The 21333-nt window shown below is 43.6% G+C and carries 21 protein-coding genes; 7 read left to right on the top strand and 14 right to left on the bottom strand.

Annotated features, from left to right (window positions below; all coding sequences use genetic code 11):
- Positions 1-9: 9 nt before the first annotated feature.
- Positions 10-1737 carry a single-stranded-DNA-specific exonuclease RecJ gene (recJ, locus tag ACYTXU_RS02755; protein WP_462208178.1) on the bottom strand — a complete coding sequence of 576 codons (1728 nt, stop codon included), beginning with the start codon at positions 1735-1737 and terminating at the stop codon, positions 10-12.
- Between the two features lie 91 nt (positions 1738-1828).
- Here recJ and ACYTXU_RS02750 point away from each other — a divergent pair, with 91 nt between their 5' ends.
- Positions 1829-2197 carry an Mth938-like domain-containing protein gene (locus ACYTXU_RS02750; protein ID WP_462208177.1) on the top strand — a complete coding sequence of 123 codons (369 nt, stop codon included), beginning with the start codon at positions 1829-1831 and terminating at the stop codon, positions 2195-2197.
- An 80-nt stretch (positions 2198-2277) separates the two neighbouring features.
- On the opposite strand, the gene ACYTXU_RS02745 is transcribed toward ACYTXU_RS02750, so the two are convergent.
- From ACYTXU_RS02745 to rpsP, 7 genes are all read right to left on the bottom strand, one after another.
- On the bottom strand, positions 2278-3036 hold the full coding sequence (locus ACYTXU_RS02745) for a thioredoxin fold domain-containing protein (protein WP_462208175.1): 759 nt from the start codon (positions 3034-3036) through the stop codon (positions 2278-2280).
- A gap of 153 nt (positions 3037-3189) precedes the next feature.
- Positions 3190-4077, bottom strand: coding sequence for a site-specific tyrosine recombinase XerD (gene xerD, locus ACYTXU_RS02740; RefSeq protein WP_462208174.1), 888 nt, complete (start codon positions 4075-4077; stop codon positions 3190-3192).
- 101 nt (positions 4078-4178) lie between these two features.
- Positions 4179-4757, bottom strand: coding sequence for a hypothetical protein (locus tag ACYTXU_RS02735; protein WP_462208172.1), 579 nt, complete (start codon positions 4755-4757; stop codon positions 4179-4181).
- Positions 4758-4896: 139 nt separating this feature from the next.
- Positions 4897-5253 carry a 50S ribosomal protein L19 gene (gene rplS / locus ACYTXU_RS02730; RefSeq protein WP_462208171.1) on the bottom strand — a complete coding sequence of 119 codons (357 nt, stop codon included), beginning with the start codon at positions 5251-5253 and terminating at the stop codon, positions 4897-4899.
- A gap of 54 nt (positions 5254-5307) precedes the next feature.
- Positions 5308-6075 carry a tRNA (guanosine(37)-N1)-methyltransferase TrmD gene (trmD, locus tag ACYTXU_RS02725; RefSeq protein WP_462208169.1) on the bottom strand — a complete coding sequence of 256 codons (768 nt, stop codon included), beginning with the start codon at positions 6073-6075 and terminating at the stop codon, positions 5308-5310.
- 19 nt (positions 6076-6094) lie between these two features.
- On the bottom strand, positions 6095-6616 hold the full coding sequence (gene rimM, locus ACYTXU_RS02720; protein ID WP_462208168.1) for a ribosome maturation factor RimM: 522 nt from the start codon (positions 6614-6616) through the stop codon (positions 6095-6097).
- Positions 6617-6654: 38 nt separating this feature from the next.
- Entirely contained in the window at positions 6655-6900 is a 246-nt protein-coding gene (rpsP, locus tag ACYTXU_RS02715; protein WP_012800762.1) for a 30S ribosomal protein S16, read from the bottom strand.
- A 364-nt stretch (positions 6901-7264) separates the two neighbouring features.
- Between rpsP and ACYTXU_RS02710 the strand changes: the two genes are divergently transcribed.
- Both ACYTXU_RS02710 and ACYTXU_RS02705 read left to right on the top strand, forming a co-directional pair.
- Positions 7265-7549, top strand: coding sequence for a TFIIB-type zinc ribbon-containing protein (locus tag ACYTXU_RS02710; RefSeq protein ID WP_462208166.1), 285 nt, complete (start codon positions 7265-7267; stop codon positions 7547-7549).
- A 194-nt stretch (positions 7550-7743) separates the two neighbouring features.
- Entirely contained in the window at positions 7744-8442 is a 699-nt protein-coding gene (locus ACYTXU_RS02705; RefSeq protein ID WP_462208164.1) for a hypothetical protein, read from the top strand.
- 281 nt (positions 8443-8723) lie between these two features.
- Here the strand turns inward: ACYTXU_RS02705 and ffh are convergent, their stop codons facing one another.
- Positions 8724-10124 carry a signal recognition particle protein gene (ffh, locus tag ACYTXU_RS02700; protein WP_462208162.1) on the bottom strand — a complete coding sequence of 467 codons (1401 nt, stop codon included), beginning with the start codon at positions 10122-10124 and terminating at the stop codon, positions 8724-8726.
- Between the two features lie 163 nt (positions 10125-10287).
- Between ffh and ACYTXU_RS02695 the strand changes: the two genes are divergently transcribed.
- The 3 genes from ACYTXU_RS02695 to ACYTXU_RS02685 are packed head-to-tail and all read left to right on the top strand — an operon-like array spanning position 10288 to position 14865.
- The gene (locus ACYTXU_RS02695; protein ID WP_462208160.1) at positions 10288-11079 is read left to right on the top strand and encodes a cytochrome C assembly family protein; all 792 of its coding nucleotides are present in this window, start codon (positions 10288-10290) and stop codon (positions 11077-11079) included.
- A gap of 3 nt (positions 11080-11082) precedes the next feature.
- Positions 11083-12363 carry an HlyC/CorC family transporter gene (locus tag ACYTXU_RS02690; RefSeq protein WP_462208159.1) on the top strand — a complete coding sequence of 427 codons (1281 nt, stop codon included), beginning with the start codon at positions 11083-11085 and terminating at the stop codon, positions 12361-12363.
- A 15-nt stretch (positions 12364-12378) separates the two neighbouring features.
- On the top strand, positions 12379-14865 hold the full coding sequence (locus ACYTXU_RS02685; protein WP_462208157.1) for an efflux RND transporter permease subunit: 2487 nt from the start codon (positions 12379-12381) through the stop codon (positions 14863-14865).
- Between the two features lie 55 nt (positions 14866-14920).
- Here the strand turns inward: ACYTXU_RS02685 and ACYTXU_RS02680 are convergent, their stop codons facing one another.
- Positions 14921-15376: a universal stress protein gene (locus ACYTXU_RS02680; protein ID WP_462208156.1), complete on the bottom strand. Its 456-nt coding sequence runs from the start codon at positions 15374-15376 to the stop codon at positions 14921-14923.
- A gap of 158 nt (positions 15377-15534) precedes the next feature.
- Between ACYTXU_RS02680 and ACYTXU_RS02675 the strand changes: the two genes are divergently transcribed.
- A complete protein-coding gene (locus ACYTXU_RS02675) occupies positions 15535-15957 on the top strand; it encodes an Hsp20/alpha crystallin family protein (RefSeq protein ID WP_462208154.1) in 423 nt (140 codons plus the stop codon).
- Between the two features lie 118 nt (positions 15958-16075).
- Here ACYTXU_RS02675 and purT read toward each other — a convergent pair whose 3' ends face one another.
- The 4 genes from purT to gshA all read right to left on the bottom strand — a co-directional run bounded on the left by purT (position 16076) and on the right by gshA (position 21190).
- Positions 16076-17257 (bottom strand): formate-dependent phosphoribosylglycinamide formyltransferase, encoded by a 1182-nt coding sequence (gene purT / locus ACYTXU_RS02670; protein WP_462208153.1) that lies wholly within the window; start codon positions 17255-17257, stop codon positions 16076-16078.
- A 261-nt stretch (positions 17258-17518) separates the two neighbouring features.
- Complete coding sequence (locus ACYTXU_RS02665; protein ID WP_462208151.1) at positions 17519-18004, bottom strand: N-acetyltransferase family protein; 486 nt, start codon at positions 18002-18004, stop codon at positions 17519-17521.
- Entirely contained in the window at positions 18004-19593 is a 1590-nt protein-coding gene (gene putP, locus ACYTXU_RS02660) for a sodium/proline symporter PutP (protein ID WP_462208149.1), read from the bottom strand. Before putP ends, ACYTXU_RS02665 begins: the two co-directional genes overlap by 1 nt.
- 28 nt (positions 19594-19621) lie before the next feature.
- Complete coding sequence (gene gshA, locus ACYTXU_RS02655) at positions 19622-21190, bottom strand: glutamate--cysteine ligase (protein WP_462208148.1); 1569 nt, start codon at positions 21188-21190, stop codon at positions 19622-19624.
- Between the last annotated feature and the right edge of the window lie 143 nt (positions 21191-21333).

Genomic DNA, 21333 nt, shown 5'->3' with positions numbered 1-21333 from the left:
TTTGCACGCTCAAGTCAGCCGCTCAAAATATTGAATCAGCAATTGTAATTCTGCCACGTTGAAATAATCATTAACGTCAGGCTTATACACTGCTCGTATTTTTTGCGCCGGTTGTGACAACCACTCTTCCACATCTATTCTAAAAGCAATGGCCTGAACGGGCGTTGTTTCATTGTCTTTTCGCAGGGTTAATTTCAAATGATTCTCACCAACAATGCGATGCTTTAACACTTGGAATTCACCCTCAAAAGCTGGCTCAGGAAAGCCCTGCCCAAATGGTCCTGCCTGAGCTAACTCAAGTGCCGTATCAATGGTCAACTCCTCTGCTGTGAGCTCACCGTCCGTTTCAATAACATCCTCTATTGCTTTGCCGCTCAATAAATCAGTGACGGCCTGTTCAAAAGCCTGCTGAAACTGCTCCAAATTCTCCAGGGCTAACGATAAGCCCGCAGCCATGGCATGCCCACCAAACTTCTCTATCAATCGAGGATGGCGACTGTCTACCAGTGCCAGCGCGTCACGGATATGTACTTCTTTCACTGAGCGCGCAGAACCCTTAACACTGATTTCATCGGCATTGGCAAAAACGATACAGGGCTTGTTCACTTTCTCTTTAATTCTCGAGGCTAATAAACCCACAACACCTTGATGCCAGTGTGGTTCGTATAAACAAACGGAATGAGCAAATTCACTTGCCTGCCAATCAACATCATCCAGCTTAGATAATGCTTCATCTTGCATTTCCTGTTCAACCTGCTGCCTGTCGCTGTTTAAGCTATGCAACATATCAGCAAGCTCTCGAGCCCTGACTTCATCCTCCGCCAACAAACACTCTATGCCTATCGACATGTCATCCAGGCGTCCTGCGGCATTCAGTCGCGGTCCTACAGCAAACCCTAAATCAGTGGCAGTTACTTTTGCCAGCTGCCGTTTTGCCAACTGCAGTAAGGCACTGATACCAGGTCGACAGCGACCTGCTCGAATTAATCGCAAGCCGTTATGAACCAGCAAACGATTATTGCTATCAAGAGGCACCACGTCAGCAACAGTTCCCAGCGCTACAATATCAAGATAATGCGCTAAATTGGGCTCATCAATTCCTTGTGACTCAAACCAGTTGCATGCTCTTAAATTCGCTCTCAAAGCCAGTAAAACATAAAAAACCACCCCCACTCCTGCCAGATTTTTGCTGGAGAAGGCATCGCCAGGCTGGTTGGGGTTCACAATGGCATCCGCTTGCGGTAATTCTTCGCCAGCCAAGTGGTGATCAGTAACCAACACTTTAATACCCGCTCGTCGTGCGGCTTTAACACCAGCGAGACTGGAAATGCCGTTATCCACTGTGACTATTAAGTCTGGCTTTAGACCCTTAGCAACTTCTACCAGCTCGGGTGATAGTCCATAGCCAAACTCAAATCGGTTTGGCACCAAATAATCCACTTGTTTTGTCCCAAAAGCCGACAGCACCAGTTTCGCTAAGGCACTGCTAGTTGCGCCATCAGCATCAAAATCACCGACAATTAATATATGCTTTTGCTCTTTAATGGCATCAGCCAGTAAATCGACAGCAACATCAATACCTTTAAGATCATGATAAGGAAGCAATTGAGTCAGGTTATAGTCGAGTTCGGCTGGATCTTGTATGCCGCGGTTAGAATAAATTCGATTAAGAACCGCGCTGGGGGTTAAGGCTTTAATCTTGTCTTTGGATTGTCGTTGTCGGATAAGTTTATTCATAAATTTATTAACGGTCGTCTTATTCTGTCTTTGATCCAGCAGCCGATGAGTTGCTATTATAGAGATACCCTTCAATAGATTAAAAGCACCTATGGATTTTTCTCTGGACAAATCATCTGGCCGTTATGTTATTCGTTCCTATAGCACAGGTACTATTATCATTAATAATGCGTCATATGAGGACCCCATTATTTTAGGGCTTGAAGAGTTGCATGAAAATCGATTACCCACTGATTTAAATGAACTGAATAAAGAATTGCTCGATGAATTGAAAGTCGCTGATTATGAAGTGGTAATTTTAGGTACTGGTCAGAGTCAGCAATTCCCTTCCTGGGATTTATTAGAGCAAGCACAGATGATAGGGACACCGCTCGAAGTGATGGCAACTGATGCAGCTTGCCGCACTTTCACAGTCCTGGCCAGCGAAGGGCGTAAGGTGCTGGCATTACTCTATCCTTAAGTAACCACTAATTTGTAGATATAAAAAAGCCTGTTTTATCGTATGATAAAACAGGCTTTTTAAATTGAGTCGGTAATAACTTACTTGCTTTCTTCTTTCAATTTATCAAGGCGTTGGCGCATAACTTCACCTGGCTCGTAGCCACCAATTACGTCACCATTTTCCAGAACAATGCCCGGAGTGCCACGAATACCAAATTTACGCACTAAGCTCATGTGCTGTGCAAAAGGGGTTTCACACCGACCTTCGCGGTACTTACGCTCCAGTTTAGCTTCCGTCATGGCAGTTTGGCGATCGCTGGCACACCAGATACCTTTCAGCTTTTCAGCTGACGATGAATTAATTCCGGCCCGCGGGTACGCCAGATAACGGATTGTAATACCCCGGCTTAAATAGTCATTCCGCTCACGATGCATCTTCTGGCAATAGCCACAGTCAATGTCTGTAAAGACGCTGATAACATGCTCCTCATTAGGAGCTTTGAAAACTACCATGTCTTCTTCTTTTAATTTGGCCATTTCTCGCTTACGCATCGGTGATTTCATCTTATCAAGCTGTGAAAGTCGTTCCTGCGAAACATTACGGATTTTTTCCGTTGTAATATCCAACATTTTGCCATCAATCAGATATTTACCGTCATCGGAGATATAATAAAGATTGCCTTCCAACAAGAATGAATACAGAGAATCCACGTCAGATGGAGCCACATGCTCAATTGATGCACCTGGAAAGCGAGCCTCTAACATCATTCTGATTTGATCTTCATTGAGCGCTTTAGTGGCTGCTGAAGCTAAAGGTATCGATAGGCTTAGCATCAATATAACAAACAGTTTTTTCATCTTGATATGGACTCCACTCAGATGCTTAGTTGATAAAAAGAAGGCGCTTACACAAATTATAAACAGTGTTAATGGTGCTATTCTAGCTAGCCACTGGCTATCTTTTAAGCCGATTTACAAACATTTACACCCTAAATAAGCCTGCCGACCCGCTTATCCACGAGGATGATGCTCGCTGTGCAACTTCTTGAGTCGCTCTTTAGCGACATGAGTATAGATTTGTGTAGTTGATAAGTCACTATGCCCTAGTAACATTTGCAAAGTCCTCAAGTCTGCACCATGATTCAGGAGATGAGTGGCAAAAGCATGGCGCAAGGTGTGTGGAGAGAGATGCGTGTTAATTCCTGCAGTTTTTGCATAGTACTTAATCCGGTGCCAAAAAGTCTGCCGTGTCATCCTTTGCCCCCGGGTGCTCAAAAACAGCCAGTCACTCACTTTACCATTAGCCAGCTCTGCACGACCATGTCGGAGATATTGGGTTATAGTCTCTAGTGCCTGTTCACCGATCGGTACCAGTCGCTCTTTATTGCCCTTACCAATGACCCTCATAACGCCCTGCTGAAAGCCAATCTGGTTCATCTCTACAGAAATCAGCTCAGTAATACGCAAACCGCTGCTATACAAAAGCTCAAGCATCGCCCCGTCACGTAAGCCTAAGGCTGTATCGGGGTCGGGCTGACTCAATAAGTTATCGACCTCGTCTTCACTTAATGATTTAGGAACCGGTGGCTGAATTTTAGGGCTTTCGATTTGCTGAGTAGGGTCAACTTTGATTTGATTGTTCTGCAAAAGATAGCGGTAAAACTTTCGAGCAGAGGATAAAAAGCGGGCGGTAGAACGACTACTATATTGCTTGCTATATCGCTCGGCTAAATATTGCTGAATATCATAAGCAGAGCTGCCAATGAGATCTTTTCCTTGTTTTTGTAGCCACTGGTTAAACAATTTGAGATCGCTACGATAGCTGGAAAGTGTGGCATCGGATAATCCCTGCTCCATCCAGATCTGATCACAAAACTGTTCAATAATCGATTCGCTCATATCGCCACAACTAACGCTCAAAGAGCTTTAACTTTACCAGAATAAAGCTTTAGGGCATAAAAAAGCAGCCTGATGGCTGCTTTTTTTAGTTAATCATTTGATTAGAAATCAAAACGAGCTGTAAGGCTGTAGATTTCCATATCATCTTCAATACTTGCTTTAGCGCCTAAAGAAAATGTATCGGTTAAGAAAAAACGACCTTCAAGATTTAAGAAAGTCAGGGAGTCATCGAAGTCCATATGATTAACATTCGCACCCCACTCAAATACATCTCCTGCTTTGCCACGGAAACCAATTACTGCATTTGCTGCGTTGTCATCATCGGAGCCAGAGCCAAAACCTGCTAGAGAAACAGTAACGTCATAACGCGCAGCACCAAGCTCAGCAATAAAATCGACGCTGTTACTGATAGAAGTATTAAAACCTACATTTAAAGTACTGAAGTCAATATCGGAGCTTAAACCGCTTTCGCTACCCGATGTCATGACCGTATCTGCACTGATATACCAGTTAGGAGTGAAACTGATTGTTAAGTCAGCATTCAAGCCATCCATATCAATAAAGTCATCCATTTCCAATTGGCTATAGCCTAGCTCAATTGAATCATAACTTAAGTCCGAAGCTAACGCCGAACCAGAAAATAAGCCTGCTAGGGCTATTGCAACAAGTTTTGTTTTCATCTATGAAAATCCTCTGTATTTGTAATTTGAGTTGCTATAAAAAGCAGGGGAATGGTAGGAGAAAAGCTTAATACACACAAGTGTCACTTTGTAACAAAAAAAGCAGCCCAGAGGCTGCTTTTTTGGAGGAAAATTGCTATTACTTTCTGTTAGCCAATTTCTCTTTAATACGTGCAGATTTACCTGAACGCTCACGCAAGTAGTAGATTTTCGCTTTACGAACATCACCACGACGTTTCACTTCGATGCTGTCAATCATTGGGCTGTAAGTTTGGAATGTACGCTCAACGCCTACACCAGAAGAAATCTTACGCACTGTGAATGCAGAATTAAGACCGCGATTACGCTTTGCGATTACAACGCCTTCAAAAGCCTGCAAACGCTCACGACTTCCTTCTTTTACTTTAACTTGAACAATAACTGTATCACCGGCACCGAAAGTTGGTACTTCTTTAGTCATTTGCTCAGCTTCTAATTGCTGGATGATGTTACTCATGGCTGTGTGCTCCTCATTCGAGCTCTCGCTCGTTCAAAATTAATCGGTCGAAGACTACTTGCTACTTTTTGCTTCGTATTCTTCAATAAATTCCTGTAAGAGTTTCTGCTGCTCATCATTCAGCTGAATAATGTCCAACAAATCCTTACGTCTCAACCAGGTTCTCCCCAGAGATTGCTTCAGCCTCCAGCGACGAATGTTATCATGATCGCCACTGAGCAATATGGGCGGGACCTGCTGGCCCTCAAAAACTTCAGGCCTTGTATAATGCGGATGGTCCAATAAACCTTCCGCAAAAGAGTCCTCACTTGCAGAGTCTTCATGTCCGAGCACGCCCGGCTGCATTCTGACCACTGCATCGATCACAGCCATAGCTGCAATCTCACCACCACTAAGAACAAAGTCGCCTAGCGAGATTTCATCGTCAATTTCTGACTCAATCACCCGCTCATCAATCCCTTCATAACGCCCTGCTACGAATAGCAGGTTTGGCTTTCCGGCCAACTCCTTAACCACCTGATGATTCAAGCGGCGTCCTTGTGGGGACAAATACACTTTGTAAACAGGTTCTGATGGAGTCTCAAGACTCATGCGAGTCTCCGCATAGCGGATGGCTTCGGCTAGCGGTTCAGTCATCATCAACATGCCTGGCCCACCACCATAAGGTCTGTCATCAACGGTTCTATGCTTATCCGTTGTGAAATCCCGCGGATTAGTCACGGCAAAGTGTATTTTGCCTTGCTTGACCGCTCTGCCAACTACGCCTTGTTCCATAACTCCATCAAACATGGATGGAAACAAAGAAATCACATGAATGTTCATGCGCTGAACCTCATGTCATTCATGACTGGTCATCAAACTCCCAGTCAACCGTAATCTGCTTAGACTTCAGATCGACCTTCATCACGCTATACTCGGGGACATAAGGTATTAGCAATTCTTCTTTCGAAGCGGTTTTGACCACTAATACATCATTTGCACCCGTTTCCATCATTTTTTCGACTGTTCCCATCTCGTCTCCAGCGACATTCACTACCGTCAACCCAATCAGGTCACGCCAATAATACTCGCCTTCGTCAAGCTGAGGCAGTTGAGATTCATCAATTGCAATCTCAACGCCACGGTAACTCTCTGCCGTATTGCGGTCATTACAACCTTCAAGCTGAGCCACCACAGTCTTACCCTGTTCACGTCCATTGATAATTGAAACCTGTTGCCATTGGCCATCCAGCTTCAAATACCAGGGACTATAATTCAGGATATTTTCCTTCGGGTCGGTATAAGAAAAAACTTTTACCCACCCTTTGATGCCAGAAGCTCCGTTCAATTTACCGACAATAAGCGGCTTAAAAGCTTGTGACATAGAAAACCCTATTAAATCAGTCTGTTAGAACGATTTAATTAAGCTTTTGCAGCTTGTTTCATTAAAGTAGCTACGCGGGTACTAGTTTGCGCGCCTTCACCGATCCAATGTTGGATACGGTCATTATCAAGGCGTAAACGCTCTTCATTACCACGAGCTACCGGGTTGAAGAAACCTACACGCTCAATGAAACGGCCGTCGCGACGAGCGCGAACATCAGCAACTACAACGTGGTAAAATGGGCGTTTTTTAGAACCACCACGAGCTAAACGAATGGTTACCATATCGTTCAAATCCTCTGTTTTAAGTACAAAACAGCCCTAAAAGCGCCATAAATCGAGGCTTTTGAAGGCTTTCAAAATTTTAAGAGCGCGAATTTTACATTAAATACACGGCATTTGGAAACGATTTTACCTAAAAAGTCCTTATATTTACTACCTTATTCACCTAATTCGGCAAAACCTCACCTTTTATATTTACTAAGGCCATAAATAGCCTTCACTCTCATGCATTAACCCTTCCGCCGATCATTCAACACAGTAACATTTGCTGACGAAACTTTATTATTGATTGATACTCAAGCGCATCTAATATTGATATAAATAAACTGTCAGTTATTCAATTATCTATCTTAAAGGAGTTACTTCTATGCAATGCCCTGTTTGTGATGGTGTCGATTTAGCTATGACCACTCGCGAAGGAATCGAGATTGACTATTGTCCGAAATGCCGTGGTGTTTGGCTGGATCGTGGTGAACTGGACAAAATTATTGAGCGTTCAGCGCCAGTGCCGGAAGTTGCCCCTCCGCAACCGCAAAAGCCTCGAGAAGACAAGTATCCCGACCAGCCACGTGCACACCATGGCTACGGCGACCGCGATAATTACAAACGAAAAAAGAAGAAAAGCTTACTCGGTGAGCTGTTCGACTTCTAGTTGTTATTCAAGTCCAGATTAGGCAAGTAACGGCCTAATCTGGGCTTGTGCTCCAGCAAAGTAAGCTCTCAGCTACTGACATATTATATTGTTTTAATATCTTCAAATTAAGAGATACATACAATTTTGTCACCTTCTCAATATGACTAACGTCTAATGAGAGATAATAAATTTAAGCAAAGGAAAAATGGACTATGCTAATCAAACAACTATTCTTACTGATCACAATATTATGTTTCTCCTCTGGTGCTCTTAGTAACGACAAAGAGTTTTACGTTATTAATGAGCTTGATAAAACACAAGCGGATAAGCTATTCAAAGAAGAAAAATTCGAAGAGTCCAAGCAGTTATACTTGCAGCTAGCAGGGGCTGGCGACAAATATGCTCAGTATGTCTTATCCGTTATATACTTAAATGGACTTACCGGAGAGCAAAGCCTAGAAAAAGCTTATGGCTGGGCAAGAGTCGCAAAAGAAGACAATAGCAAGCCACTTTCTGAGCATTTTGAGCATGTGAAGTCACTTATCCCTCCCGAAAAAAAGGAGGAAATCATAAAAGCATCCTCTAATATTTATAAAAAATACAGCAATCTTGCGGTTGCAGAAAGTTATCTTTCATATCTTAAAAAAGAATTTCCAAAATGTACCGGTAGCAGACTTCGTGTCAATATTAATGCATGCGAAAAGGTACAAGTGACATGCAATTTAAATAGTGTTTGGGGTGGCAACACGATTCCAGATCTTGCAAGTAGCTTTGGTAAAGCCTGTCTAGAGTTTGCCACCAAAATTCAGCCTGAAAACCTCAAAAAAATGAAGGCTAACATCGATCTTATGGAAGAATACATTCAAGAAGAAAGGAAAAAAGGGACAGTAATTATTACAGAAGAAAAGTAATCACTAACTTAAATTGGCTAGTTCGCCTTAAATTACCGAGACAAGTTTCACTGTGAGATAAAGTCGCTTAGTACGAGGCGAAAATCCTTTTCAAAATGGGCGCTTACATCAGTAAGTAACCAGGTTGAAAAGGATTTTTAACAAAGTATTCAGTGATTTTAGGTACTACAAGAATTAAAAAAGCTTCTAGAGCGAGGCAAATGCCTTAACTTTTTGCCGTGGTTTACTAAAAGTAAATGAGTCAAAAAGTTAAGGATATTTAACGAAGCTATTAGAAGCTTTTATCGGCCGAATGGAGGCATTCCACCGGGTCCACCACCCATCCCTCCTCCCGGAGGCATCATTCCTTTCATGCCACGCATCATCTTCATCATGCCACCTGGCCCTTTCATCTTTTTCATCATCTTTTGCATTTGATTGAATTGCTTAAGCAGTCGATTGACGTCTTGAATCTGGGTTCCGGAACCATTGGCGATACGCTTTTTACGAGAACCTTTGATCAGCTCTGGGCGCGCGCGCTCTTTGGGAGTCATTGAATTGATCATGGCGATCATACGGTCCGTCATTTTGTTATTCATAGCTTTTTTCTTGGCTGCTTCGGGGATTTGCCCCATGCCAGGTAGCTTATCCATTAAGCCGGCCATACCGCCCATATTGTTCATTTGCAAAAGCTGATCGCGGAAGTCACCAAGATCGAAGCCTTTGCCTTTCATGATTTTCTTGGCGACTTTCTCGGCTTTTTTCTTGTCGACTTTACGCTCGACTTCTTCAATCAAGCTTAAGACATCGCCCATGCCAAGAATTCTTGAAGCAACACGCTCTGGGTGGAAAGGCTCCAGCTGGTCGATTTTCTCGCCCATACCGATAAACTTGATTGGTTTACCTGTAATGTGACGGATTGATAGGGCCGCACCACCACGTGCATCACCATCTGCTTTAGTCAAAATGACACCGGTTAACGGTAGAGCATCATTAAAGGCCTTGGCCGTATTTGCCGCATCCTGACCGGTCATTGAGTCAACTACAAACAAGGTTTCGGTTGGCTCGATAGCGGCATGAAGCGCTTTGATTTCATCCATCATGGCTTCATCAATCGCTAAACGACCTGCGGTATCGATAATGACCACGTCGATGAATTGCTTTTTCGCCTCTTTGATGGCGTTTTTGCCAATATCAATCGGTTTCTGATCAGTTGAGCTGGGGAAGAAGGTAGCGCCTACTTCGCCAGCAACTGTTTCAAGCTGTTTAATCGCCGCAGGACGATAGACATCGGCACTGGCAACCATCACGGATTTCTTTTCGCGGGTTTGCAGCAAATGGGCCAACTTACCGGCACTGGTGGTTTTACCCGCACCTTGCAAACCTGCCATTAAAATAACAACGGGTGGCTTAGCACTCAGATTTAAGCCATCGTTGGCCTCGCCCATCGCTTTAACCAGCTCATCATTAACAATTTTGATGAAAGCCTGGCCAGGATCGAGAGCTTTGCCCACTTCAGCGCCTAACGCACGCTCTTTCACGTCAGCTATAAAGGCTTTAACAACCGGCAATGCAACATCAGCCTCCAACAAGGCCATGCGCACTTCACGTAACGTATCCTTAATATTGTCTTCACTGATTTTGCCCTTTCCTTTTAGCGTTTTCAGGGCACCGGAGAGACGATCACTTAAACTGTCAAACATTGTTGCTTATCTCAAATTAATGGCTTTTATTAAATTAGGGGCATTATAACGAAAAGCAAGTGGCTTTGTTGTAGTATTTCTCATAGATAGCGCTTGTTTCAGTGTTAATTTGCTCTAAAATGGCGGATTAAGAAAACTCTAACAAACTAAAGGCCTTAAGGCAGTGTTAATCGATATAATTACCGGGCTTTCTTATCTTGTATTGGCGGTATTTTTTATTCTCCGTCTTAACCACCCGGCCAAAGAAGTACCAGAATGGGGAAAATGGTTGCCGTTGGCACCCATTGCTTTGCATCTGTACGCACTTTATTTGGCAATAGAAACCGGCGCTGGTCAGAATTTATCGCTACTTAATACCTTATCGTTGATTTCACTCATCATGGTGTTGTTGATAGCCGTTTATCGATTAAGCCACCAAACGCCACACTTGATGCTTTATGCCTGCTTATTTGCTGGTGTGGTGTCACTTCTTAATATTTTGCCTGAGAAACCCAATATTCTAATGCTCAAAGGTAACGTACTGGCTTTCTGGCATATCTGGCTTTCAGTCATTGGGTTTAGCTTACTTCTGGTAGCGACATTTCAGAGTATTTTGGTCTTGTTCCTACACAAAAAACTGCGTAGCAGGCCAGCGTCCATTCACCCGCTTTTGCCACCACTAATGCAAATGGAACAGTTTCTGTCCGCTCTGGTGCTTTCGGGAATTATCAGTTTAGGCATTGCCTTGGTGCTTGGCTTTATGCAACCGGATGACGCATTAAAAGCCCAGTCACTGCACAAAATCATTCTTTCAGCATTAGCCTGGTTCAGCTTCTGTACATTTTACCTCGGGTATAAGTTATCCCGTTTAAGTGGTATTCGCTTTGCTCGGCTTTGCATTATTGCCTTTATCGTTCTGGCAATTGGATTCGTTGGCAGTAAGCTGGTGCTAGACTACATTCTTCAGCGAGGTTAGTGTTTGGAAACCCTGTCGACCAGCACCCTGTTTATCATTCTTGGCTTACTGATCCTTCTCTCAGCCTTTTTCTCCAGCTCAGAAACGGGAATGATGTCGCTCAATCGTTATCGATTGAAACACCGAGCAAAAAATGGAGACCACAGTGCCAAACGGGTCTACAACATGCTCAAGCGTCCGGATAAACTTCTCGGGCTTATATTGCTCGGAAATAACATTGTTAATATTTTAGCTTCGGCCATTGCCACTGTCATCGCCATTCGCTTTTGGGGTGAAGGCGGCATATTTGCGGCAACTTTAATGTTAACCGTTGTTGTTCTAATCTTCGCTGAAGTAACCCCAAAGACTCTAGCCGCCCTCTATCCTGAACGTATTGCTTTTTTTGCAGCACCCATTCTAAAACCTCTTTCAGCCATTTTTTCGCCGGTCATTAAATTAATTAGTTTTCTGGCAAATGGCTTATTAAAACTGTTTGGCGTCAATGCCGGCAAAGAAGGCGAGGATCACCTTAGCCAGGATGAGTTGAGAACGGTGGTTAATGAGGCTGGTGCGATGATTCCACGTCGCCACCAGAAAATGCTGTTGAGTATTTTAGATCTGGAGACCGTCTCTGTAGACGACATTATGGTGCCTCGCAATGAAATTGCCGGTATCGATTTAACGGATGACATGGATTATATCTTTGAACAAATCCGCAACAGTATCCACACCAGACTACTCGTGTTTAAAGAAGAAATTGATCAGGTGCAGGGCTTTTTACACGCACGCAACTTTGGCCGTATTTTAGAACTTGAAGAACCTACTCCTGAAGCGATTCTTGATTTTCTGGATCCTATTTATTATGTGCCGGAAGGTACACCGCTACACACGCAGCTAATGAAATTTCAGCGTAAGCGCGACCGTATCGGTTTAGTGGTTGATGAGTATGGCGATATTGAAGGATTAGTCACACTTGACGATATTCTGGAAGAAATTGTCGGCGACTTCACCACAGAAATGTCCAACATCAATAAAGAAATTCAAGCACAACACGATGGGACATATTTAGTGGACGGCACCATCACTATTCGTGAATTGAATCGAGCCATGAAATGGTACTTACCTCTTGATGGTCCAAAAACATTAAACGGACTGATTACTGAATATCTGGAAACCATTCCCGAAGCTTCGACGGGCTTGCGCTTGCATGGTTACCCGATGGAAATTTTGCAAGTCAAAGACAACCTTATTAAAACTGTGCGGATTATGCCTAAGTTATACCGCGCACCAGACACTGATATTTAAACTTGGAACTCATCCATGACTCAAAATAAAGAAAATTTCTTTTTTAAGCTTTATCAGAAATTAATTTTAAACCATCCGATAATTACCCTGAGCTTGGTAATTATTCTATCAGTGGTTGCTGCAACTCAGTTGCCTAAGTTTCGTCTGGATGCCTCCGGTGAATCACTCACTCTCGAAAATGATGAATCATTAAATTTTTATCGCCAGGTGAATGAACGCTATGGCTCGGATGATTTCCTGATTATTACCTGGAAGCCTGACGCTGGCTTAATGGATGAAGAGGCTCTGGCGTCATTGCAAGATCTGGTCAGCCGTTTAGAGCAGATCCCAACTGTCGCCAATATCAACAGTATTCTTAATGTTCCTTTGCTTGATGGCATTAAGCTTGATGCTGAAGCCCTATCTGCTGAAATTCCAACATTAATGGACAAAGGTGTTGATAAGCAAAAAGCACTCGAAGAATTCACCAGCAGTCCGCTTTATACCAATCTGTTAGTTGGAGAAAACGGTGAAACCAGTGCCATTCAAGTTAACTTTGAGCGCGATGAACGTTATTTCGAACTACTTGATGCTCGCGACCAGCTACGCTTAAAACGTAGCCAGCAAGAGCTCTCTGCTGAAGAATCTGACCGACTTGAACGACTGGAAGAGGAGTTCGATGCTTATAGCAAGCAAGTTTCCGAGCGCACCAGCCAGATCATTGAAGACGTTAGAATCATTATGGATGATTACCGAGACGTGGCCGAAATGTACCTCGGTGGTATATCAATGATTACCAATGACATGCTTGATTTTATTCAGCATGACATCACCGTATTTGGTATCGGCATATTACTCTTTATCATGGTTGCGCTATTTGTCTTCTTTGGCAAACTGCGCTGGGTTGTAGTCCCTCTGTTTTCTTGCTTGGTTACCGTGCTTATTTTAGCGGGTCTATTGAGTTATCTCGATTGGCGAATAACCGTCATTTCATCCAACTTTCCGTCGATTTTGCTGATAACCGTATTAGCATTGAATGTGCACCTGGTTGTTTTTTATCGAGACTTTATTTCTGACAACCCCAGTAGTTCACAAATGGAGCGCGTCAAAGCCACTATAAAAACCATGTATTGGCCTTGCCTCTATACGGCTCTCACCACCATTGTCGCCTTTATTTCATTGCTAATCAGCGGTATTCGTCCGGTTATTGATTTTGGCTGGATCATGACTATTGGCTTAGCGTTAGGTTTCATTATTACTTTCATTGTATTCCCAAGCTTTATTCAATTGCTCAGTACTGAAAAGCATCAAAGTGGCTCCAGCATCACTTACAAAATCACTCACTGGATCTACAACATCAGCGTAAAATTCAAACCGGCTATTTTTGTTTTAGCAATACTATTAGTGCTCTTCAGTGCTTATGGAATTTCTCAGCTGAAAGTCGAAAACCGGTTTATTGATTATTTCAAACCAACCACCGAAATTTATCGGGGTATGACCGTTATCGACCAACAGCTTGGTGGTACAACCCCGTTAGACATCGTTATCGACGCTGATCCGGATGAGAAATCACTGTTTGCCGAGGATGAGTTTGAAGACGAATTTTCCGATGAATTTGATAGTGGCAGTTACGATGCCGGTTATTGGTTTACCCGCAGTAAACTGGAAACGCTAGAAAAGATTCATGATTACATTGATAGTCTCGAAGTCACCGGCAAAGTCCAGTCACTGACTACTACGGCAAAAGTTCTGAAAGGAATGAACGACGGTGAGTATCCTGATGAACTGACTTTAACCTTGGTGCATCAAAAGATGCCTGATGATGTCCGAAAAACATTATTAGACCCATACCTTTCTGATGATGGCGACCAGGTTCGTATCAATATTCGAGTCGAAGAAACTAACCCAGATTTAAAGCGCTCAGAGCTAATTGATACCATCAATACTTTTATTGTTAATGAAACCGGTATTAAACCGGAACATGTTCATTTTACCGGTATGTTGGTGCTCTATAACAATATGCTACAAAGCCTGTTTGATTCGCAGATCATGACCATTGGCGTAGTCTACCTCGCTATCCTGCTAATGTTCCTGGTGCTGTTCCGTTCATTTGTTCTTGCTATCCTCGCAACCATCCCTAATGCTCTCTCAGCAGCGCTGGTGCTCGGTATTATGGGCTGGATGGGCGTGCCGATGGATATGATGACCATTACCATTGCCGCCATTGTGATAGGTATCGCAGTAGATAACTCGATTCACTATGTGCATCGCTTTAAACGTGAGTTCACTAAGGATAATAATTATCTGGCAACCATGGAGCGTTGCCACGGTAGTATTGGTAAAGCGATTTATTACACTGGTGTAACCATTATTGTAGGTTTTGCCATCTTGGCACTGTCTGAATTTATTCCATCAATCTACTTTGGTTTACTGACTGGCTTTGCAATGGCGGTAGCACTGTTCCTTAATTTAACCTTGTTACCACTCATGCTGATTACCTTTAAGCCACTTAAAGACAAATAAAGGATAATCACAGTTAAAAAAAAGGAGCTCAATGAGCTCCTTTTTTGGTATTAAATTACTCTTTCGGTTTACGCATCTGGACACATAACACATCACAAGGTGCGCCATGTAGAACGCCATTAGCTGTCGAGCCTAACAGTAGTTCCCAACCATGCTGTCCATGAGTTCCGATAACGATCATATCGCAGTGTTGTTCTTCAGCATATTTCTTGATTTCGCGTGATGGCTTACCGATTTTGATATGACAATGATCATCAGCAACACCATATTTTTTGGCAAACTCATTGATACGCTTAGTCTTAGCTTTAATCGCTTCCTGCTCAATATCATCAGTATTGACGATAACAGCTCCAAACGGTGCACCCGCCCAGAGTCCTGCTTCGATGGGTTCTGCGACATGGAGCAGGTGCAAGTCTCCACCATCTGCCAGAATATTTTGTGCTTTTTGGATAATGGCTTCCCCTTCTTTGCGAAGGTCTAATGCCACTAGAACCTGTTTATATGAACCCATAACTCTCTCCTTTGTCTAACAGGTGTTTCTAATAGGTATACGTGATAGATACGTTAGTTATACCCTTTCAACCTAACATTATTTTGATCTGGATCAAAATGACATGAGGTTGATAGGTTTAGTCTAGCATAGCAAACTACATAATTTGGAGGTGTATTATGCAACTATCAAAGTGGAAACCCTTTTCCAATATCGAATCTTATCTTAACTTCCCTGTGTCAGGCTTATTTGACGAAATGTCGAATGGGATTGGTAATGAGTGGCGTCCAGCTGTCGACTTTATCGAAAAAGCTGATGAGTTTCTGGTCAAAGCAGAACTACCGGAGGTTAAAAAGGAAGACGTCAAAATCAATATCGAGAATAATATCCTCAGTGTTCAGGGCGAACGTCGCTATGAAGAAAAGGACGAAAAACAACATAGGCTGGAGCGATTCTATGGCAGCTTCACTCGCAGCTTTACCTTGCCTGATAATGTTGACACGGATCAATGCAAAGCTGAGTTCAAAGATGGCATGCTAAACATCCACCTGCCTAAAAAAGCTGGCAGTGAAAAGCCAACAAAATCAATCCAAATCAACTAGTGGCTTGTAAATAGGTAGGTCACACTTGACTCTCTTGGGTATCACTCGCTACGAGTAATGACACTTAAGCCCAAGAGAGTTCTTTTTTACCGTCCGAAAAAACTGTCCTTAGTAAACCTTAAAGCTTAATAGTGACTTTAGCAGCACTATTACGTGCTTTAGCTCTAGCTTGCTCTACCGAATCTGCCTTAGCCAGGGCAACCCCCATCCGTCGCTTGCCACTAACCTCAGGCTTACCAAACAGTCGTAGTTCAGTATCAACCTCAGATAGAGCTGCTTCAAGATTACCAAATTCCACCTCCTGTGATTCACCTTCAACCAATATCACTGCTGAAGCAGACGGACCTAGCTGACGAATAGCAGGAATCGGCAAGCCAAGAATCGCTCGGGCATGCAGTGCAAACTCAGACAAATCCTGAGAAATCAAAGTAACCAGGCCGGTGTCGTGTGGTCTTGGTGATACCTCACTGAAAATCGCTTTATCACCCTTAATAAAAATCTCTACACCAAAAAGTCCATAACCGCCCAAATCATCAGTCACAGCTTTAGCCATGTGTTGTGCTTCAGCTAACGCTTTTTCTGACATCGCCTGTGGTTGCCACGACTCGCGGTAATCACCATCTTCCTGAATATGGCCAATGGGTGCACAAAACTGAGTTCCTTTAACCGATCGGACGGTTAACAGGGTGATTTCATAATCAAAATCCACAAAACCTTCAACAATTACGCGTCCTTCCCCGGTACGCCCGCCCGCCTGCGAGTATTTCCAGGCCGCATCAACTTGCTCCTCAGTTTTCACCGTTGATTGTCCTTTACCGGAACTGCTCATGACTGGCTTAATCACGAAAGGCAAACCAATCTCTGCTACAGCCTGCTTATATTCTTCATAGGTATCGGCAAAACGATAAGGAGAAGTCACAAGACCAAGGTCCTCTGCCGCTAAACGTCGAATGCCTTCGCGATCCATCGTCAAGCGAGTCGCACGCGCGGTTGGTATGACGGTGAAACCTTCTTTCTCGACTTCTAACAAAGTCTCCGTCGCAATAGCCTCAATTTCAGGCACAATTAAATCCGGTTTTTCTTCTACAATTAAACGCTTTAGCGCATCGCCATTGAGCATATTGACCACATGACTACGATGCGCCACCTGCATCGCAGGCGCGTTGGCATAACGGTCAACTGCAATCACCTCCACCCCAAAGCGTTGCAACTCAATAACCACCTCTTTGCCCAACTCACCCGAGCCGAGCATCATGACCTTTTTAGCCGTATTCGATAAAGGAGTGCCGATCTTAGACATAACAAATTCCAACTGAAGACTGATTTAAAAATTAAAGTGCCGATAGAGTAGCAACTGGGGTAGGTTCAGGCAATAAAGAATGGTCATAAAAAAAGCCTCTCTAGGAGGCTTTAACAGGAAGTCATAGGATGGGTTAGCATTTATGCGTAACCCATCGCTTTTGTAATTGATGGGTTACGGCTATCGCCTAACCCATCCTATAATAATCCTAGACTGTAACTTTCGGAATCTATCTAGAGAAATAACCAGAAGCAAATTGAGTTATGACTTATCCGCAAAATCACCCAACGCATCACCGGTTAAACGGAACACGGTCCATTCGTCCATTGGCTTGGCGCCGATGCTATTATAGAAATCGATTGCAGGTTGGTTCCAGTCTAAAACAGACCAGTCTACACGTGCACAATCTTTCTCAACGGCGATTTTTGCCAGTTTCTGCAAAAGGCTATAACCAATTTTTTTGCTGCGGAACTCTGGTTTAACGTAAAGATCTTCCAGGTAAATACCGTATTTACCTAAAAAGGTTGAGTAGTTGAAAAAGTACAAGGCGAAGCCGGCTGGCTTCCCCTCGTACTCAGCAATCAGGCAGTGCGCTCTGGCGTCATCAGCAAACACGGTCTGCTCGATATCAGCGACACTAGCCACCACTTCATGCGACAGCTTTTCATATTCTGCTAGCTCTCTGATGAAGCCAAGAATTTGCGGCGCGTCTTGACGCACCGCTTCTCGAATAACCAGGTTGCTCATTAGCTTTTGTACTTCTTAAATTCGTTGCGATACCAGTCAAACTGATTGTAAGTGGTTTCAGCAACCTTAGTTAACTTACTCACAATAACGATTGCTAAACTGGCCAATACAAAGCCTGGTAACATTTCGTACAGCTTGAATAATGCAATATCGGTATTGTTACCCAACCAGTCCCAAACCAATACGGTCACCGCACCCGTTGCAATACCTGCTAATGCACCATGACGAGTCATACGTTGCCATAATAGAGAGAAAATAATAACCGGACCAAAGGCGGCACCAAAACCTGCCCAAGCTTGACCGACTAGATTAAGGACATTTCTAGATTCTCCCATCGCAACTGCAATACCAATCCCGGCAACCAGAATCACCACAAAACGGTTAACCCAAACCAGTTCTTTTTCAGAAGCATCTGGACGCATGTATGGTTTATAAACGTCTTCGGTAACTGAGCTTGAAACTGCTAATAATTGCGAGTCGATAGTACTCATAACCGCTGCCAGAATTGCTGCTAACAGGAAGCCCGCTAACCATGGATTAAACAGTGCCTGCGTCAATAACAGGAACACTTTCTCGCTCCCTGGCTTAGTGCTTAGTACTGCAACATCTTCCGCACTTAGCAATACATAGGCTTTGGCATTAAAGTCGCCACCGAAGTAAGCAATACCGGCGAAACCAATAAATACTGCACCCAGCACACAGATAATCATCCAGCTCATACCAATACGACGAGCCTGCGGTACGGTGTTTACACTCTTTATCGCCATAAAACGTGCCAAGATATGTGGCTGACCGAAATAACCTAAACCCCAGGCAGCCAGTGATAAAAAGGCAATCCATTTGAAAGAGTCGTTATTATCAAAGAAACCTTGTGTAAAGCTCACAGCCTCTGGCTTAATTTCACGCGTGGCTTCAACAATACCGCTAAGACCGTTGTACTCAACCAGTAGCACAATCGGCGCTACTATTAGAGCGATCATAATGATTAAACCCTGGAAAAAATCAGTCCAGGAAACCGCCAGGAAACCACCAAGGAAAGTATACGAAATAATAACAATGGAACTGATCAATAACGCCGTATTGTAATCATAACCAAAGCTTGATTCGAACAGCTTGCTGCCCGCAACAAGACCAGAACCGATGTAATAGCCGAAGAACACAATCATAACCAATACGGCAACGATACGTAGCGACTTACCAGCATCGTGGAAACGGCCAGCAAAATAATCAGGAAGGGTTAATGCATTGTCGGCAATTTCAGTATAGGAACGCAAACGACCGGCAATAAACTTCCAGTTTATGTAGGCACCGATAATTAAAAACAGCGCTAACCAAGAGTCAGAGAGCCCTGAAAAATAAATCGCACCAGGCAAGCCCATCAAAATCCAGCCGCTCATATCCGATGCGCCAGCACTTAATGCAGTTACCGCACCACCCAGGCCGCGACCACCCAGCATATAATCGCTGGAATCATTAGTGCGCATGTAAGCCCAGATACCGATACCAATCATGAACACCAGATAGATCAAAAACGCGATCTCAACCGGCCCTACTGTCATCCCCAAAAAATCGAACTTGGTATAGTTCATAACACCTCACTAGGTTAAATAAATGTGTCTAAGCAAAATATTGCTTGAGATATTCTTCAAAAGATAAGGAGTCACTCTCCTCAATCTGCTTTTGCTTCTCAATCGACTGAGCCGCTTCACGCTCAAACAGAGCCTCAACCTCAGGGCTGATGTGCTCAGATAGAAAGTGCTGACGCGTTTTCTTCGAAAGGTCCATGGTGTATCCATAGTAACCCTTACCGTACGCCAACATATTATTGAGAAACTGACCCGACAACGTCTTCTCCGGATCCTTGGCCATTTCAATGGCCTCACCAAGCGCTTGCGTATAAGCCTTGGTCTGGTTGCTCTTATCCAGCAACACTGCAACCGGTCGCATTTCCTCGAAAATAGCCAATGCCGCCTCTTTTAGTGGGATTGCTCGATTAAATCTCAAGAGCCCGAGGTCAGGTTTTCGGCCGTAATACACCGTACGACGGAAGTTTTCGTCGTTTTCAGCATTCTCACGATCCGATTGATTGCAGCTCTCCTGCAACAGGCAAAAGAGCAAAAAGACGTCTAAAAAGTCAATTTGTGACTGACTTATACCAAGGGGATCGAAAGGATTCAAGTCAAGTGACCTAACTTCCACATACTGAACCCCGCCTCTTTTCAAAGCCTGGGTCGGTCTTTCCCCTGGATTAATGACCCGCTTGGGACGGATTTTCGCGTAATATTCGTTCTCAATTTGTAGTAAGTTAGCGTTCAACTGACGGTATTCACCGTCAACCTTAACCCCAAGCTCTTCATAGAACTCATCCTTGGTCCGAATGGCCCGCTCCAGTTCCCCCACATACTCGTCTAAGTCATTGTGGCGTATAGAGAATTTCGACTGAGCATTATTTTGATAACCAAGATCACTCATACGCAAAGAAGTCGCATATTGACCGTATAAACTACCGTCACCACAATCCTCTAACAAAGAACCGCCCTTACCTTTGGTAAACGAACGACAAATCGCAGGCGAAGCACCAAACAAATATGGAAGTAACCAACAGTAGCGCAAGTAATTGCGAATAAGACCTAAATATTGATTGGAGATAAAATCTTTTAAATTGCCGCTATCTTGCTTGAAATGTTGATATTTAGGCCAAAAATCTTCAGGAAGGGAGAAATTATAATGAACCCCGGCAATCACCTGCATATAACGGCCATAGCGATAACCCAAACCACGACGATAGATATGCTTCATCATGCCCACATTAGAGCTGCCGTAATTGGCCAAGGGCACATCCTCTTCCTTAGTCAAAATACACGGCATACTACCAATCCATAGAATCTCATCATCCATGTGCTGATAGATAAACTGATGAATATCTTGCAACCACTGACGAGGCTTTAAGCGGTCATTCGAAACCGGCGTAATCAACTCAGGCAAAGCCTCAGAATAGTCAGTCGTCACATACTCATTAGTCAGCGCCGAACCCCAAGACTTAGGGTGAGGTTTGGTCGAAAGATAGCCATCCTCCGTAACACGCAAACTCTCTTTTTCAATGCCACGGTTTAAACGAGTCAAACAATCCGCCAACTCGCCTTCCACAAACGCCAAAGCGTCACGATCCAGTTTCGGGTCACGCATAAAATAGATTCAGTAAGAATTGAGCAGCCAATACTATGCCACAGGGAAAACCTATTTTGAAGTTAAGTCTTTGTTCCTCAATGCATACCAACTATCAATGAATTGGAAATAACAATCGTCAGATGCCATAATTCAAATCGGAT

The sequence above is a fragment of the Kangiella sp. M94 genome (assembly GCF_054926195.1).
This window is presented reverse-complemented; position numbering and strand designations above follow the sequence as displayed.